Annotated in this window: 9 protein-coding genes; 2 read left to right on the forward strand and 7 right to left on the reverse strand. The window is 72.7% G+C overall.

All coding sequences use genetic code 11. From position 1 onward, the window contains the following. The first annotated feature begins 106 nt into the window (after positions 1-106). Together J7E88_RS19540 and J7E88_RS19545 are read left to right on the forward strand one after the other, a co-directional pair. Positions 107-2,092: a hypothetical protein gene (locus tag J7E88_RS19540; RefSeq protein ID WP_215182785.1), complete on the forward strand. Its 1,986-nt coding sequence runs from the start codon at positions 107-109 to the stop codon at positions 2,090-2,092. Beyond that, on the forward strand, positions 2,089-3,630 hold the full coding sequence (locus tag J7E88_RS19545; RefSeq protein ID WP_215182786.1) for an ABC transporter substrate-binding protein: 1,542 nt from the start codon (positions 2,089-2,091) through the stop codon (positions 3,628-3,630). The genes J7E88_RS19540 and J7E88_RS19545 overlap by 4 nt, the downstream gene beginning before the upstream one ends. Positions 3,631-3,727: 97 nt before the next feature. Here the strand turns inward: J7E88_RS19545 and J7E88_RS19550 are convergent, their stop codons facing one another. Genes J7E88_RS19550 through J7E88_RS19580 form a run of 7 tightly spaced genes read right to left on the reverse strand, consistent with a single transcriptional unit; the run spans position 3,728 to position 16,066 of the window. After that, positions 3,728-4,603 carry a peptidoglycan-binding protein gene (locus J7E88_RS19550; protein WP_215182788.1) on the reverse strand — a complete coding sequence of 292 codons (876 nt, stop codon included), beginning with the start codon at positions 4,601-4,603 and terminating at the stop codon, positions 3,728-3,730. A gap of 26 nt (positions 4,604-4,629) precedes the next feature. Then, positions 4,630-6,177 (reverse strand): DUF6519 domain-containing protein, encoded by a 1,548-nt coding sequence (locus J7E88_RS19555; RefSeq protein ID WP_215182790.1) that lies wholly within the window; start codon positions 6,175-6,177, stop codon positions 4,630-4,632. A gap of 45 nt (positions 6,178-6,222) precedes the next feature. Next, entirely contained in the window at positions 6,223-8,376 is a 2,154-nt protein-coding gene (locus J7E88_RS19560) for a hypothetical protein (protein ID WP_215182791.1), read from the reverse strand. Between the two features lie 22 nt (positions 8,377-8,398). Continuing rightward, positions 8,399-12,169: a putative baseplate assembly protein gene (locus tag J7E88_RS19565; protein ID WP_215182794.1), complete on the reverse strand. Its 3,771-nt coding sequence runs from the start codon at positions 12,167-12,169 to the stop codon at positions 8,399-8,401. Beyond that, on the reverse strand, positions 12,166-15,345 hold the full coding sequence (locus J7E88_RS19570) for a putative baseplate assembly protein (RefSeq protein WP_215182795.1): 3,180 nt from the start codon (positions 15,343-15,345) through the stop codon (positions 12,166-12,168). Before J7E88_RS19570 ends, J7E88_RS19565 begins: the two co-directional genes overlap by 4 nt. Further along, positions 15,342-15,719, reverse strand: coding sequence for a GPW/gp25 family protein (locus tag J7E88_RS19575; RefSeq protein WP_215182797.1), 378 nt, complete (start codon positions 15,717-15,719; stop codon positions 15,342-15,344). Before J7E88_RS19575 ends, J7E88_RS19570 begins: the two co-directional genes overlap by 4 nt. Further along, positions 15,716-16,066, reverse strand: coding sequence for a hypothetical protein (locus J7E88_RS19580; protein WP_251022877.1), 351 nt, complete (start codon positions 16,064-16,066; stop codon positions 15,716-15,718). Before J7E88_RS19580 ends, J7E88_RS19575 begins: the two co-directional genes overlap by 4 nt.

A 16,066-nucleotide genomic window follows, 5' to 3' on the forward strand; every position in this document is an offset into this window, starting at 1 on the left:
GCCTTCACAACACTCTGCCGAGCAGGCGTATGTCAGGTAAATTCCTTCTGTGCACGGCGAGTTGATCTCATGATGCGCGGCTGGCAGGGGGAGGCGGGGGAGCGCCATGGGCGGGAGACTGTACGGTCAGCAGGCCCTGCAGGAAGACTTCGTCCCCCGGCTGGTGGGACTGCACCACGAAGACGGGTACCAGGTCGCCTTCGCCTATCCCAAGGGCGCGCCCGTGATACGGATCGTGGGCGGACGCGGAAGCGGCAAGACAGCCCTGCTGGGTGCCGTCCATGACGCGTACAACGGCCGGGTGCCGCTCGCGCGGGTCGATCTCGGGGCTCCGGGATTCGGCGAGCCCGGCGTCGCAGACGGCGACGACGACGTCCCCAACGCCTCCCGGATCACCCACCTGCTGTATCTCCTCGCCTACAAACTCGGCTTGGAAGTACGCCACTTCGGTCGGCCGATGGCCTTCCCGCGGCTGTCGCTCGGCCTCCTCGTCGTCACCGCCTGGCAGCCGCAGAACAGCGACGAGGTCGATGTGCGGCCCCCCGACCTGCGCCGGGCGGAAGCCGATCTGCGCACCCTGATCACCGCCGAGGACCCCGACGTACGCCGCCGCAGGGAGAGCCTCGGCCGCTGGTTCGACGTCGTCACCGCCAATCTCCCTCAGGTCCTGTCCGCCGTCCCCGGCCTCGACGCCATCGCCGGGATCGTCCTCGACACCGCGCGGGCGCAGCTCGTCAGGAGCGAGCCGGACAAGGGCGCGCTCGCCTGGTGGGGCGGCCGGCTGCACCGCTCCCAGGGTTACCAGGGCGACTCCCTGCAACGGCTCTTCCAGTTCGTCCGCGGCTTCCGCCGGCTCGACGACCGCAGACGCACCGCCGAAAAGCATCTCGTCGCCGCCCTCCTCGGCGACATCGACGCCAACTACGGCACACTGCGCCGGCTCAACAAGAAGCCCAGACCGCTGCTGCTCCTCGACAACGCCCACACCGACGTCGGACGCACCTTCCTGGCCCTGCTCGACTCCGGACACGGCGCCGCGGGCAAGTACCCGACCCGGCCCGTGGCCCTCGCCACGCTGCTCGGCAAGGGCCACCGGCATCCACCGCTGAGCGAGGTCGGCGGCGACGCCGTACCGCAGGCCAGGCCCCTGGTGCTGAGCATCCCCGACATCGAACCCGCCCACATCGCGGAGATGCTCAGCCCCGTCGACTACCCCGACCATCTGCCCCGCGTCGTCGCCCGCTACATCGGCGGCCGGGCGGCGAGCGCCCGTATCCTCGCGGACGCGGCCGTGCGCCGCGTCGAGGAAGCGGGCACGATACGCAGCCGGGAACTCCTCGACGAAGCGGCACCCGCGCTCCTCGCCAAACTTCTGCCGGACCCCGTGATGCAGGAGCGTCTGGTGCTGCTGTCGGCCGCGGCCGATGCGGGCACTCGGCGCGGACTGTGGACCTTCGCCCATCCCGAGGACCACTCCGAGGAGCTGGTCGCCGCCCGCGTCCGCGAGGCCGACGACTACCGCACCCGGTCCTGTCTCGACGGCGACCGTGCCCTCGATCTGCTGCTGCGGCACCGGCTGGCCGCCACCATCACCCATGAGCGCTGGCGCGACACCCAGCTGCGCCTGCGCTCCCTGTGCGACCCGCGCGGCGACACCTATCTGCACCACACGCTCGCCCTCGGCCGGGTGGAGGAGGTGGTCTGCGTCCTGCACCACCGGTTCACCGTCGCCCCGCCCGCCGAATGGCTGACCTCGCTCAACCTGATCTGCGCCGCCCCCCATCCCCGCGAGGGCTACGAACCCCCGGCGGGCAGTCCCACTCTGTCGTGCACGGCCTGCGGCAGCGACGTCCCGGGCCCCCACCACGAGGCCGTCGCCTCCCTGGTGCCCCTGCTGTGGCGGCTGTCCGACCCGCTCACCCTCGCCCCCCGTGAGGACGAACTGACCACCGTCCGCATCGCGCTGGAGACGCTGTACGGCAACAGGGCCGCGCACGGCGCCTACCGCGAGGCGTCCGCCGCCTGGCCGGCCCGTCTGCGGGCCGGAGCACAGGCCCCCGACCTGCCCGTCCAGGAAGGTGCCACGTCATGACGTCGTTCATCGCAAGACTCCCCGGCGGGCCGCTCACCAAGGCGGCCGCGTTCGTGGTCGCCCTGGCCGTCCTCGGCGCGGCCGTGTGGACCGGCCTCGTCGTCTTCGGGCCCGACCCGGCCTGTGGGAAGGGCATCGAGGAACGCGGCCCCGAAGGCGCCAGGGAATGCACGGGCGTCACCGACGGCAGCTTCGTCTTCGCCGCCAATCTCAAGGAGGTCAGCGCACGGATCAAGGCCGAGAACGAGCGGATCGAGGACGAACCGCACGTCTCCGTCGCCGTGATGCTGCCGATGGCACCCGCCCAGAGCTTCGAACAGCAAAAGACCCTCCACGAGGTGCAGGGCGCCTACCTCGCCCAGTACCGCGCCAACCACGACTCCAACAGCAAGAAGCCGGCGATACGGCTCCTTCTCGCCAACCCCGGCCGCAGCCACGTTCATTGGAGGCCCGTCGCCGAACAGCTCGGTGCCATGTCCGAGTCCACGACCGACAACCTGCGGGCCGTGATCGGCTTCGACGTCTCCACCGCCACCACCCAGGCGGCCATCGGCTATCTCACCAGGGAGCGCGGCATTCCTGTCGTCGGCGGCCCCATCACCGCCGACGACTCGGGCAACAGCCCCACGAGGCCCGACGCCTACCCGGGACTCGCCCGCGTCGTGCCCACCACCACCGACCAGGCCAAGGCACTGTCCCACTTCAACAAGGACATCGACCCCAAGCACACCCTGGTCGTCGAGGACATCCGCACCGGCGACAACTACGTCGACGCGCTCAAGCGGGCCTTCGCCGAACGGACCCTCGGATCGCCCCGTGCACCCGAGCAGTACCGCGCGCCCGAGGAGTTCCACGAGGAGGGCACCACCGCCAACGCCTTCGACCAGATGGTCGACACCATCTGCACCTCGGCCGCCAAGGTCATCTACTTCGCCGGACGCCCCGTCCAACTGCGGCAGTTCGTCAACGAACTGGGCAACCGGGGCTGCACCGAGAAGAAGTACACCGTCATCACCGGCTCCGGCGCCTCCACCCTCTCCTCGGACAAGCTCCTCGACTGGGAGGCCTTCCGCAAGGGCGTGACCCTTCAGTACGCCGCCGTCGCCCACCCCGACTCCTGGACCGGACCCGACGCGCCGGCCACCGGCGGCTCCGCCGCCGCCTACCGCACCCTTGCCGACCTGGCGACCAGCAAGGAGGTCGGAAACATCGGCACGGTGGAACTCACCGACTCGCGGACCATAACCTTCTACGACGCGGGCCTCACCGCTATCACCGCCATCCGGATGCGCGACGACGGCGACCCCGTCATCCCCACCCTCGGCCGCATCAGCGACTCGTGGCTGCGGCTGCACGGCATGGGCAAGGTCGACGGCGCCAGCGGCTGGATCTGCCTGGACAACTACGGCAACCCCTACAACAAGGCGGTATCCGTCGTGGAACTCGCCCCCGACGCACCCGGCCGCATCCGCTTCGTCGGCCTCGCCTGGCCGACCGGCCGGCCCACCCCCGCGGACTGCACCGCGAGCCGCACCTGACACGCCCGCCCCACCCCCGCACACTCCACCGCGAGCCGCACCCGACACAGCGCGGCGGCCGGAGGCCCCGAGGGATCCCCGGCCGCCGCGGGGCAGTTCAGACGTTGGGCACCTTCAGCTTGTCCCAACTGGTCTTGCCCGGGATGCCGTCCGCGTCGCTGCCGGAGTAGCCGAGCTTGCGCTGCCAGGCCGCGTACGACTTGCGGTCGGCCTCGGTCCACTGCGGTCCCGGTCCCTCCTCGTAGCGGCCGCAGCCCTCGGCGACCAGCCGCTTGCCCATCGCCGTGATGATCGGGCTGCGCCGCCCGGACTGGAAGAACGCCGCGCCGGGGAACGGCTCGTACCGCGGCTCCGGCGGCGGTGGCGGCGGGCCGTCCGGGCTGCCGCCCAGCCGCTCCTTGATCCGGTTGCGCATCGAGTCCATGGTGAAACCGCGCGGGTCGACCTTACCCGGCTGCCACTCCTTGTGCCCGATCACCGACCGGTGCGACCACCCATGCGCCCGGCAGATCGCCGCGGCCGCCTTCTCCATGGCCTCCAGCTGCGCCGCGGGCCAAGGGTCCTTGCCGTCACCGAGGTTGATGCACTCGAATCCGTAGAAGTGTCTGTTGCCGTCGGTGTTGGCCTCGTTGTCGGCGGGCAGCTCCGACTCGTTGACGACCGCCCGCAGGACGTCGTCGTCGCCGAGGCCGGCGTGGTTCGCCCGCCCGTTGCCGACGAGATAGACCGTGCCGTCCTTGGCGATGACACCGTGGCACAGCGGGCCCGGCAGACTGGAGTGGCCGTTGTAGCAGAGTTCGACGGAGCTCTCGGTGCCCTTCGTCACGGTGTGATGGATCATCACACCGTTCACCGGGCCCCACGGGCCCTTGTGGTTGCGGTTGTGCGTGCGCCAGCTGCGGTGCTCGACGACGCGCAGACCTTCGTCGCGGAGGACCTTCAGTAATTTGTCGGCCGACAGAGGTGTAGCCATGGTCGTGCTCCTTCCCCGGGAGTCCGTCAGTTCTCCGGTCGTCCCTGATCGTCCTGCCCGGTCTCCGTTCCCGCCGAACCGTCCTGCGCGGCACGCTCCGCGGCCACGGCCTCCTCCTCCGCACTCGCCTCGGCCGCCAGCGCCTCCGCGTCGGCCGCCGGGATCGGTGCCGCCAAACCGCCGAAGACCAGGCGCAGATCGGCGACGGACCCCTCACCGAGCACCCACGCCAGGGGTGCGTAGTGCACCTCGATGCCGTGGGGAGAGCGCAGCAGCGGACGGCGTGCGCTGTCGGTGGGCCACTCCACATCGCCCGTCGCCGTACGCGCCGCCACGGTCCAGAAGTCGCCGGAGCGATAGGTACGGCCGGGCTCGAAGTACACGAACACGCCGTCCTCCAGCGGCAGCCAGGCACCCTCCTCGATCCGCAGTGCCCCGCCGCGCGTCTTCGCCGCACCCCCCTTGCCGCGCCCCGCGGGGGGCCGGTGGTCCCAGCGGCGCAGATACGGGTGGAGCTCCGGCCGCCTGCCGACCGACGGGTCCGGCTCGCCGGAGAGCCGCACCCTGCGCCCCGGCAGGTCCAACTCCTCGACCCGCAGCAGCGGCAGCGGCTCACGGCGGCTGGTGTAGGCGGTGTCGGTGAACTCGACCCAGTCGCCCACGTTCAGGTCGAGCTTGTCGTCACTGCCGAGCGAGGCCAGTTCCACCCAGGTCCCGTCGAGTTCGTCGACCGGGAAGGACACCGACCCGTTCTCCCTCGACCACTTGAACGTCGCGTCCTTCGCCGCCCCGCCCTCATGGATCTCCACCCGGTACAACTGGTTCTCCGGTCCGCGGTAGCGGGCGTCCGGCTGCACCGGGCAGGGGTCCTCGTCCGCGCGGTCCGGGCGCTCGCTGCGTGCGGCCATCCGCGCCGTCGGCGCCTGCGCCGTGGCCCACGTGTCGAACGCGGTCCGCACCTGGTCCTTCGTCGCCCCGTCCTCGAGCTCGAGCGCCGAGCCCGGCACCGGGACCACCTGCCACACCACCTTCACGCGCGCGGCGGTGTCGGGCATGGCGGAACCGAGGGCCACCTCGCGCAGCAGCGGGTCCTCGGCGGCGGTCACGACCCGTTCCCACACCTTCAGCGCGGCCAGATAAGGGAACTGGGTGGGCAGCCGGTCACCGGGCCGCTCCGGGTCCCGGTAGCCGTCAGGCTGGTCCCAGTAGGTCCAGGTCGACGGCGGTTGCGGGGTGCCGGTGGCCTCCCCGTCGGCGGCCCCGTCGGTGACCGGTACGCCCGGCGCCGGACGGGTCGCGTCGAGGAGGATGCCGTCGACGTAGTAGCGGCCGCCGCCGATCGACAGGTCGTCCAGCTCCCGGCTGCCGCCGAGGAAGCGCACCGCGAAGCCGGTCGCCCCCTGCGGACCGCCGTGCTGTCCGATCAGATCGCGGGTGACGGTACGCGCCCGGTGCAGCTGGATCGCCGTCTGCTCGTTGGCGTCCGCGTCCAGCTGTACCCGGCCCTGCTGGGCGAGCACCGCCGAGTAGTGCCTCTCCGGCCGGAAGGTGACGCGGGAGATGTCTGCGTGCATGAGTTGGGGTCCCCCTCGGGAAGTTCGGCAGTCGTGAAAGTCGTGTCAGGTGACGGGGATGATCCCGGCGTCCGTACCGGCCGGGGTGTACTCGGCGAGCCGGGCCCGCAGGCTGTCCTCGCGCTGCGGTTCGTACAGGTCGTGGAAGACGCCCATCTCGGAGCCGTCGTCGGCGCCGCGCCGGATCTCCGGCGGGCATGCGCCGGCGAGCCGGGCGTACGCGGGGGTGCCGTACCTCTCGCTGGTGAACAGCGGACGCAGCAGCTCATCGCCCGCGAGGTCCGGTTGGCAGCGGTGACGGCGCGGGGTGCGGGAGCCCGGGGGCACGTACGAGTACCGCAGGCAGCCGATGCCGCGCCTGGCCACCCGCATCCGCCCGGTGAAGACGCTGTTCTCGGCGATGTCCACCGCATGGGTGTGCACTTCGCCGATCACGGTGGTCCGGTAGGCGTGCAGCACCGCGTGCGCCAGCCGGCAGTCCGGCGCCGACAACGCCTCCCGGTCGTGACCGGTGGCGTCCAGGACGCTGTCCCTGATGTGGATCGGCAGCGGATCGTGGTTCACCTCGTCCCCGATGACCTCGATCGTGCCCAGGACGCTGTGCTCGATCTGCACACAGGCCGTCGTCCGGTCCAGCACCAGGCTCGGCTCCTCCGGGGAGTGCGGATCGCAGTCCGGCTCCAGCGACCAGCCCGGCACCAGCGTGCAGTGCCGCAGCACCACCGCGCCCACCGGCCCGCTCACATGCAGGCCGCGGCCCGTGATCAGCAGACCGTCCAGCACGATGCGCGGCGCCTCGGCCCCGCAGTCCTCCTCCTGCGCCCGGATGTTGAGCGCGTCGGGACGGTTGCTGTACCAGTCGAGGAGACGGACCACCGGACGGCAGCCCTCGGCCGCACGCAACTCCAGCCGGTCCCCCCGCTCCAGATCGAAGTCCAGCTGCTCCTGGTACGCGCCGCTGTGCGTGATCTCGATGACGCCCTCGGGCCCGCAGCGGCCGGCCCTGCGGTCCTCGTGCCACTCCTCGTACGCGTCCATGATCTTCTGGTGGCCGCCGCCGGGACCGACCCGGTAGACCTTCGCCGCAGGTGAGGTGTCCCGCTCCCGCTGGTACTCGCCGCCGCCGATGTCGTCGCCCAACGCGTAGTGGTACGTCACCCACACGCCCTGCCGCGGCGCCGAACGGGAGCCGAACGCGATCCGCCCCAGCTCCGGGTCGACCGCCACCTGGCCGCGCCTGGGCCGGTAGCGCCACTGCGACAGATCGGCGACCACGATGTCCGACATGGGCACCGGCTCGTCCTGGCCGTCCCGCCAGATGGTGAAGCTCTTGCCGGGCCCGTAGTAGTCCGCGAGCCGGTCGGCGAGCTGCCGGCGCCGGATGAACGCGGGCACGTTGTCGATCGTGGCGATGTGAGTCGCCGACGGCTCCGGTACCGGATTCGTCACCAGCGGGGCGTCGTTGCCCAGGATCGAGAACGTGTACAGGCTCCGCGCACGGTCGATGCAGTACGCCGGCGCCCGGTTGAGGTGGTACGGCTTCAGCCGCCACACGAACAGTCCCACCCCGGCCGGCGAGAAGCCGCCCCGGCGGCGCGCCGAGCCCGCCCTGCGCACATCCACCGATCGGGCTGTGTTCCCGAACGGCCCGCCCGCCAGGTCGAGTTCCGCGCCTTCTCGGACGTCGGCGAGCCTGCCGCGTCCGGCGCGCCGCACATCGGCGGCCGCCGGATGAGAGCCGTACAGCTTCACCGGCTGATGGTGGGAGACGAGCCGGGAGAACTCCACCGCCCGCGCGGGCCATCCGCCGATCTCCCGCGCCAGCTCCTCCAGCAGATGCAGCGTGCCCTTGCGGCGCCGGTTGGCGACCGTGGCCGCCACGTCGCGGCGCGGGGCGAGCGCCTCGGCGAGCGCGCCGCGCGAGGCGTCCCGGCCCGCGTCACCGAGCCCGTCCGTGCGCACCCTCTCGTAGCCCGGCAGCGGCTTGTACCCCACCAGGTCGCCGATGTACGGCAGCACCCAGGGCGCGGCCGTCTCCACGAACAGGTCCTCGTACCCCTGCTCCACGCCGTCGCGCACCAGGTCGACCTGCTCGGCGATCACCGCGAGGAGCGCCCGCAGGGGTTCCCCGGCCTCGGTGTCCCGGAGCCGGTGCCACTGGGGGAGCAGCTCCGCGAGCCCGTCCGGTTCCCTGCTCATGCGGCGCTCCTTTCGTGCGTGTTCATGCGGTGACCTCCGTGAGAATCAGCGTGTCCGCGACATGCGGGGACAGCAGGGCGAGCTGGGCGGGGCGGACCCCGCGGAAGATCCACACGGCACGCCCCTTCTCCAGCGGCCGGGTGTCGGTGATGTCCGGGTTGAGACGCAGCAGTTCGGACAGCGGGATGCCGTACCGGGTCGCCACCTCGGTCAGGGTCTCGCCGTCCTCGGCGGTGACCGTGTGCACGTCCTCGTCGTACGCGGCGAGCCGCGCCGGGACCGTGGGCCGTAGCTCGGTGAGCCTCTCGGCGAGGCGGGTCAGGCCGTCGGGGGTGACCGACGCGGGCACCCCGCCGAAGACGTCCACGTCGACGAAGTCGACGCCGGGTACGCGATGCGCCGTCGCCAGCAGGTCTGACAGCTGTGCGGGGCGGCCCAGTTCGCGCATCGAGGGGCCGAACTCGCGCAGCAGCGCCTGCCGCAGCCGGGGCTCCACCACCTGCCAGCTGTGGTCCGGCGCGACCTTCACCTTCGCCGCGATCAGCAGCAGCACCAGCTCCCGTACGTCCACCCGCACCGGCAGGCGCGAGTCGCCGTACTCGGCCAGCGAGGACCGCAGGGCGCGCAGCACCTGGGAGTCCTCGGCGATCGGGATGTCGTCCACCCCGGCTACCGTCACATGCAGCACCTGCCTGCGGCCGTCGAAGACCTCCCGTGCCACCGCCCGGCCGATCCCGGCCCGGGAGCGTGCGAAGTCCTCGTAGTCCGCCACCGACACGAGCCGGTCGAGCGCCGACACCGCGAGCGGCACCGTGCGCCGGGTCAGGCCGGGACCGTCGGCGTCCGCGCCGCCCGTCGCCGGCTGAGGATTGGTGACGCCCGTGACCCCGAGCGGGCGGGTCACGGCCTGGGTGACGCGGTTCGCCCGCACGTTGGCCGCGCGGCCGGTGCCGAAACGGTAGCGGGCGCGGACGTTCTCGCTCCCGCTGGGCAGCCGCGCCCCGTGCACCCCGTCGCCGAACGTCACCGTCGTACGGCCGTCGGCCGTGGTGCCGGTGACGTACACCCTCTCGGTGGCGCCGCGCCCGGCGAGACTGTCCACCTCGTGCCACAGCAGCCCGTCGACACGGACCTCGAGCACCGGCGTCGCCCCCAGGGGAGTGTCGGCGGGCAGCCACGTCAGCGGGGACTGCCACAGCGCGAACGTCTGGTTCGGCCGGTTCGCGTCCCCGCTGCCGATCGGCTCGTCCCGGCTCTCGCCGTGCGTCGCCGGCACCACATTGCCGAGCACGCGCACCGTGTCGCGACGGTAGCGGTACGCCAGCTTCCGCGTCAGCGAAAGACGCGTGTGCACATGGTCGCCCGGCAGACGCCGGTCGAGCACCTGCTCCACATCCGCGATCACCACCAGTTCCGTGCCCGTCACCCCCGAAACGGCGGGGGACTGTGGCAGCACGTCCGTACGCTCCCCGGAGACCACCAGATGCCGGCCCGGGCGCAACCCGTCGTACAGCTCGGCGAGTTCGATCTCGTCGCCGTGCACGTCCTCGCCGAGCGGTTCGCCCGCGAGCCGCAGGGGCTGCCCGCCCGCGTGCACCGTGGTGTCACGGATGTTGGACAGCAGCACGTCGTGCTCGTCGAGCCACGGATCGGCCAGTGTCAGCTCCGTGCCGCGGCCCGTGATGCCGTAGTTGGTGTACACGGCCGTGCGCACGGCGGTCACCCGGGTCGTGACGAAGCTCAGCCGCGGGTCGCCGGGGATCGCGTCGGGGCCCTCGGCGCCCTTGCGCGGACGTTCGACCGCCACCCAGCTGCCCACCGTCACCGAGTCCTGCACCGAGTCCAGCGGCAGGACATGACGGTTCGCCGGCTCCGGCACCGTCGCGATACCGATGACCACGTTCGCCGGCTCGCTGCCCACCGTGTAGCTCACGGTCAGCTCATGGCCCCCGTGCCGGACCTGGCGGCGCTCACCGGGAGCGAGCCGCCAGTTCACCGGATCGCCGTTCTGCACGGCCACATGCACCCGGCCGTCCTCGGCGGGACGGGACACGAACAGCGTCCGCTCGGGCAGGCCGTCGAACAGCTCCGCCGTGACCCCGGGCTCCTGGGAGTCCGCGGGCCGCCTGCTCAGCCAGCTCAGATCGTGGTCCTGGCCCGCGCGCGTCCGCAGCGTGATCCGCCCCGGCCCCAGCTCGAAGGTCTTCTCGGCCGGCAGGTTCTCCGACACCTGGACCGACGAACCCGTCTGAGTGTGCTGGAACTCGGCGCGCATCGGAACCCGGCCCGCCGGGTCGTACACGACCCGCAGGGTCGTCAGCGCCGCACCCGTCAGCGGCCAGTCCGCCTGCCGGACCACCCGGCCGCGTTCGTCCTGCACCGGCCGCAGCGGCGCCGTCGCGCCGAACGGCGCCGTCGTCACCCGCATCGCCTGCAGGTCGCTGAGCAGCGCGGGCGCGGTGGGCGCGGCATGCCGCCACGCCACGTACATCCCGTCGGCGATCCGCGGATCGAGCGCGGCGAGCAGCTGGGCCCCCAGTTCGGAGCCCGCGGCCGGAAGCCGGTCCCCCGGCCGGGCGCGGAAGCCCGCGCCGGGCCGCACATCACGGGTGCGCAGCGCCGGCAGCACCGCGCCCAGCGCCCGCAGGGCCGGCGCGCTCCCGGCCGCCTGCTCCTCCGGCCGCGGCACGGGGCGCGAGGGCTCCAGATCGGCCGCCCGCTCCCGCAGCTCGCCGACCACCGCCTCCAACTGCTCGAACCAGGCCGCCACGTCCTCGTGGGCCGCGGCCACCGCCTGCGCCTCGGCCAGCCGTTCGTGCGGACCGGCCAGCAGAGCGGCGAACGCCGCGGGCGTCGCGACACCGTCCAGGCCGGCCCGCAGCGGGGCGAGCACCGACGCGTCGAACTCCTCGATGTACCGGCTGACCGGACGCGGATTGGGGTTGTCGGGCGCGGGCTCGCCGTCCTCCGTCGCCCGGTCGTCCTCCGTGATCCACCGCCGCAGTTCGTCGACCAGCTCGCCGAGCGTCGGCGGCGCGGACCGCGGCAGTGCGACCGCGGTCACGTCGTCGTCACGGTCGATCCGCGTCCGGGCGACGGGCAGCAGCAGCCGCTGCCCCGCAGGCCCGCCCTCCTCGCCGGCGAACACGAACAGCAGCCGGTCACCCGTGCTCAGCCCCGTGGACGTACCCGCCAGGAAGATCTCCGAGCGCCGCCCGAGATCGTCGGGGGTGAGCAGCGAGGGCCTGCGCCGGCGCACCGCGAGCTCGTTCCACGACGCCCGCGCGAGCAGGTCCTCGCTCGTCTCGAAGACCTGCGACTCCTCGTCGGACGTCGTGGGCACGCTGTTGCTCCGCGCACCCCGGGGGATCAGCACGGACAGCTCCGCATCCCGCGGGTCCCGGTCCAGGGTGTACGCCAGATGCGTGTCCGCCGCGACCCCCGGCCGCGGCCGGTGTCCCACCAGCCTGCCCAGCAGCGCCAGCGAACGGTGCTCGTTCGCCGTGCGCAGATACGCCTCGTCCGCGATCCGCTCCGAATGGAACGTCAGCAGGTCACCGACCACCGCCCAGGCATCCAGCAGCCCGATGGCCGGATCGTCCGGCGTACGGACCGTCAGTCCGCGCAGCGCCGGATAGGCCGGCGAGGCCAGCCGGTCCAGCATGGCGGCCAGGAACGAGCCGTACGCGCCCACACGGTAGTCCAGCGCACGCCGGCCCGGTGGGTTGTACAGGGCCTTCGGCGCATGGCGCTCGTCGTGCCCGCCGCGGCCGCAGCCGCACGTGCCGCTCATCGCGCACCTCCGCCGATCTCGATGGACAGCCGCCCGTTCTCGGGCCGGTCCGGGTCGTTGTCGCAACGCGCGATCTCCAGCGGGCCGAGCCGCAGCACGCCTGCCTCCAGTGCCGTGTCGTCCGTCTCCTGCACGGGCCCGGCGTCGAACAGCCGGGCCAGCCTGGTCACCCGTACGCTCTCCACGCCCGGCACGGCCGCCGCAGCGGCCACCAGGCGGCTCAGCCGCACCGGTTCGCCGAACGACAGCGCGTCGGGGTGGAAGAAGCCGAGCCGTCCGCCGGGCAGAGCACGGCTGCCCAGCAGCCGGTACAGCTCGGCGAGTATCTGCCCGTGCTGGTGGCCGGGCGCCGCGCACACCCGCAGCGCGATGTCCAGCGGCACCATGCGTGCCGCTCCCACCACCAGGTCGTGGCCGATGCGCCGGTAGGTCTCCAGCGCGTACGCCACCGAGTCGAGCAGCTGAGGCGACGGCTCACCGGCGCCCAGGGCGTCCACGGCCACATGGGCCTCCTGCACGCTGCCCGTCCAGCGGATCTCCGCCGCCGCGCGCTGCACCCCGGGCTGCGCCGAGGCCAGCGCCGCGTAGTCGTCGGCGGTCACCGCACGCTGCCGCGAGCGCCGCAGATCCAGCGGCGCCAGCTGGCGCACCTGCTCCAACGGCTCCGGCTCGGTGCCGCCCACCGCGGGAAGCGGATTGCGCACTCCGGCGACCGGCATCGCCTCGCCCGTGTCCGACTCCCGTGGATCGCGGCACAGCACGAGGTGGTTGATGGCCTCCGCGCCCACGTTCCCGGCGGTGCCGCCGCCGAGCCGGTAGTGCACCTCCAGCCGGGCGCCCGGCCGCGGCCGGGCCCCGTGCCGCCCGTCTCCGAACCGCAGCGCGATCCGGCCGTCGTCCCCCAGTTCGCCGACGAGGTGCCGCTCCCGCTTCCCGCTCGCCAGCAGATCCCGCCGGGCCGTCCACTCCTCCGCCCGCTCCGCGTCCACCACCCGCACCGCGGGCAGCGCCTGACGCGGGTCCTGGATGAGGGCCGCCGCCGGGCCGCGCAGCTCCGGCTCGTCCGGATGCAGCCCGGACGCGTACACCGGACCCCAGGTGTGCGCGATCTCCCACGCGATACCGCCGTCGAGGACGGCGCCCGCCCGCGCCCGGGCCGTCAGGACCTCAAGGCGCCGCAGCTTCGCGGCCAGCAGCCGCTCGCTGCGGTGCAGCAGCTCCCGCAGGGCGGCCACCGGACGGCGGCGCAACTCCAGCCGTTCGAGCACCTTCAGCCCGAACAACACCGTCAGCTCGGCGATCTCCGCCTCCGTCAGGCCGTCGCAGTCCCGGGCGCTGCGCCACAGCTCCACCATCCGCTGCCGCACCCGCCCCGGGATCGCCGCGAGCCGGGCCGCCTGCCCTCCCGACACATGCGCCGGGAGGGGGAACGGCACGGACTGGACCACGGGGGAGCGGTGCAGGACCGGCCGGAACCGCGGCCGGATGCCCGGATACACGACCTGCGCGAGCAGCGTCTCCAGCGCCTCCGCCTGCTCGTACGCGGTGCCCGGCACCACCTTCTCGCGCCGCCGGCCCGCCAGTTCCAGACCGAGACCGGCCCGGCCGGTCTCGTCCTCCCCGGCGACCGCGAACAGCTCCCGAATCTGACCGGCGGTCAGCAGCCTGCCGTGCCGCGTCTGGTCCAGCCGGGCACCGATCAGGTCCGCGACCGCGTTCCCCGCGTCCCGGTCCCGGCAGCCGAAGCCGGCCGACTCGCACGAGCCGAGGACGGCCGGCTCCGTCGGTACGGTCAGCATCTCCGCCGTGCCGTCGCAGAACGTCAGGGAACGCCCGTGGTCGACCAGCGTCACATTGCCGCGCGCCACACTCACATCGTCCACCGGCTCGCAGTCCCTGCCGCCGAGCGTGGACAGGCACACCGGGAACGCCAGGGCGTCCTCCGCCGCCCAGGTGACCTCCAGCACCGGCTGGTCGCACAGGGCGTCCACCACCGGTGTGACGGAGGTCAGCCGCACGGCCTGCCGGTGCGCCGGGTCCGCGTCGCCGGGCGTGCCCGAACGCGGCCCGCGGACCTCCTCGACCAGCAGCAGATCGCCCGGCGCGAGGCGCAGCTCCCGGACGGAGCACGCCTCGTCCGCCCACGCGTCACGCAGCGTCGCCGACGTCGCCCCCTTCGGCAGCGAGCACACCTCACCGCCCCAGGTCCAGAACCGGACGGTGTTGTGCGCCGGGCGCAGCACCAGCGGCTCGGCGGCCACGACCGGCTCGAACACCTCGACCCAGCCGCGCTCCTGGAGGACCGCCAGATCACGATCGTCGATCACCGTCCCGGTCTCGGGCCGGTCCCGCGGGCCGAGCCGCGCGACATCGACCGCGGCGAACCGGAACGTGCCCGGCAGCAGGGTGAGTTCGCGCGCCACCTCGACGGAGACGAACGCGCGGGCGTTGCAGCCGTCGTGCATCGGATAGTCGATCAGCCGCACATGCCGGCGCACCGACACCCGCCGCCGCGCGGTGTCGAGGTATGCCTCCGTCGCGACCGCGTCCTGCTGATAGTTGATCCGGTCGGCGGTGTGCGCCAGCAATTCCACGAGCGTCACACCGAGATCGGCCGGGTTGCGCTCCATCCAGTCCGCAGTGGTCAGCGCGAGCCGGTCCAGGATCAGCCGGCGGATCGTGTCGTAGTCGCGCGCCGTGTAGTCGACGACCGGTGCGGCCGGGAAGTCCGGCGGACAGCCGCCCGGCTCCTCCTTGCAGTCGAACGGCGTGGGGCAGTCCGCCCGGAACGCGAAGCCGGCCGAGAAGTACCGCTGGTCGAAACCGGGGAACGGCTCCGTGCCCGGCCGCCCGTAAGGATCGGTGTCCACCACCGACAGCCGGTACCGGCTGGTGTCCCCCGTGCGATCCAGCGTCACCAGCAGCCGGTCGTCGAGTTCGGGGTCCTCCTCCCGCTCCACGAGCACGTCGACGGCCTCGATCCCGGTGACCCTCCGCCCGCCGTCGATACGGATGTTCTCCGGGCACAGCCCGTGCGGCGCCTTGCCGAGGAACGTGACGGTCAGCGTCAGCCCGTCGTCACCCACCTCCACCGCGTCCACGCCGCCGAGTTGCGCCGCACGCACTTTGCCACGCCTGCCGTCGCCACGGCAGACCAACTCCTCCACGCCGCTCATGCGGGCCCGCTCCCCTCGAACACTTCGTCGCGCAGGCTCCCGGTGGCGCGCACCGAATAGCGCAGAAACACCCGGACCACGTTCTCCTCGCTCACCACGTCGAGCGACTCCACCTCGATCAGCTCACCAAGCCAGCGCTGCAACGACGCCTCCACCGACAGCTCCAGCGCCGAGGCCAGCTCAGGGCTGTTGGGGGTGAAGACCAGGTCCAGCAGGCCGCAGCCGAAGTCGGGCCGCATCACCCGCTCGCCCGGGCTGGTGAACAGCAACTGCTCGATCAGATCGCGTACATGCTCGTCGTGCGCGGCATGGGCGGTACGCCCGCGCCGGTCGCTCCGGAACGGAAACGCGATGTCACTGCGGACGGCCCTCATCGGCACATCACTCCCTGTCGTCCGGCGGAGACGACCACCGGTCCCTGCGGCACGAGCGCGGCGCCGAAACACTGCGCCACCGTGGTGTCCAGCAGCACCGGCATCCCGTCCACCAGCACACCGGACATGTGCGGGCCGAAACGGGCGCTGGTGCACGGCCGAGGCACACTGTCGACCGTGTGCGCGCAGCCGGTCACGGCGAAGACGTCGGAGGCCGTGTGGACGGGATGCCCGTCGATGCGCACCGCACCGGCCGCCGACGCGGCGAACACCCGGCCGCCGTGCGGACAGTGCATGACCGAGGCGGCGCTGATGCAGACGCCGGAGTTCCCGGAGTGTCCGGACAA

Origin of the sequence: Streptomyces sp. ISL-10, assembly GCF_018614575.1 — a bacterium.
GTDB lineage: Bacteria > Actinomycetota > Actinomycetes > Streptomycetales > Streptomycetaceae > Streptomyces.

Bases quoted from the DNA above. Each gene is read 5' to 3' on its own strand.
- J7E88_RS19540 (WP_215182785.1), top strand. From the start codon at position 107: ATGGGCGGGAGACTGTACGGTCAGCAGGCCCTGCAGGAAGACTTCGTC.
- J7E88_RS19545 (WP_215182786.1), top strand. From the start codon at position 2,089: ATGACGTCGTTCATCGCAAGACTCCCCGGCGGGCCGCTCACCAAGGCG.
- J7E88_RS19550 (WP_215182788.1), bottom strand. From the start codon at position 4,603: ATGGCTACACCTCTGTCGGCCGACAAATTACTGAAGGTCCTCCGCGAC.
- J7E88_RS19555 (WP_215182790.1), bottom strand. From the start codon at position 6,177: ATGCACGCAGACATCTCCCGCGTCACCTTCCGGCCGGAGAGGCACTAC.
- J7E88_RS19560 (WP_215182791.1), bottom strand. From the start codon at position 8,376: ATGAGCAGGGAACCGGACGGGCTCGCGGAGCTGCTCCCCCAGTGGCAC.
- J7E88_RS19565 (WP_215182794.1), bottom strand. From the start codon at position 12,169: ATGAGCGGCACGTGCGGCTGCGGCCGCGGCGGGCACGACGAGCGCCAT.
- J7E88_RS19570 (WP_215182795.1), bottom strand. From the start codon at position 15,345: ATGAGCGGCGTGGAGGAGTTGGTCTGCCGTGGCGACGGCAGGCGTGGC.
- J7E88_RS19575 (WP_215182797.1), bottom strand. From the start codon at position 15,719: ATGAGGGCCGTCCGCAGTGACATCGCGTTTCCGTTCCGGAGCGACCGG.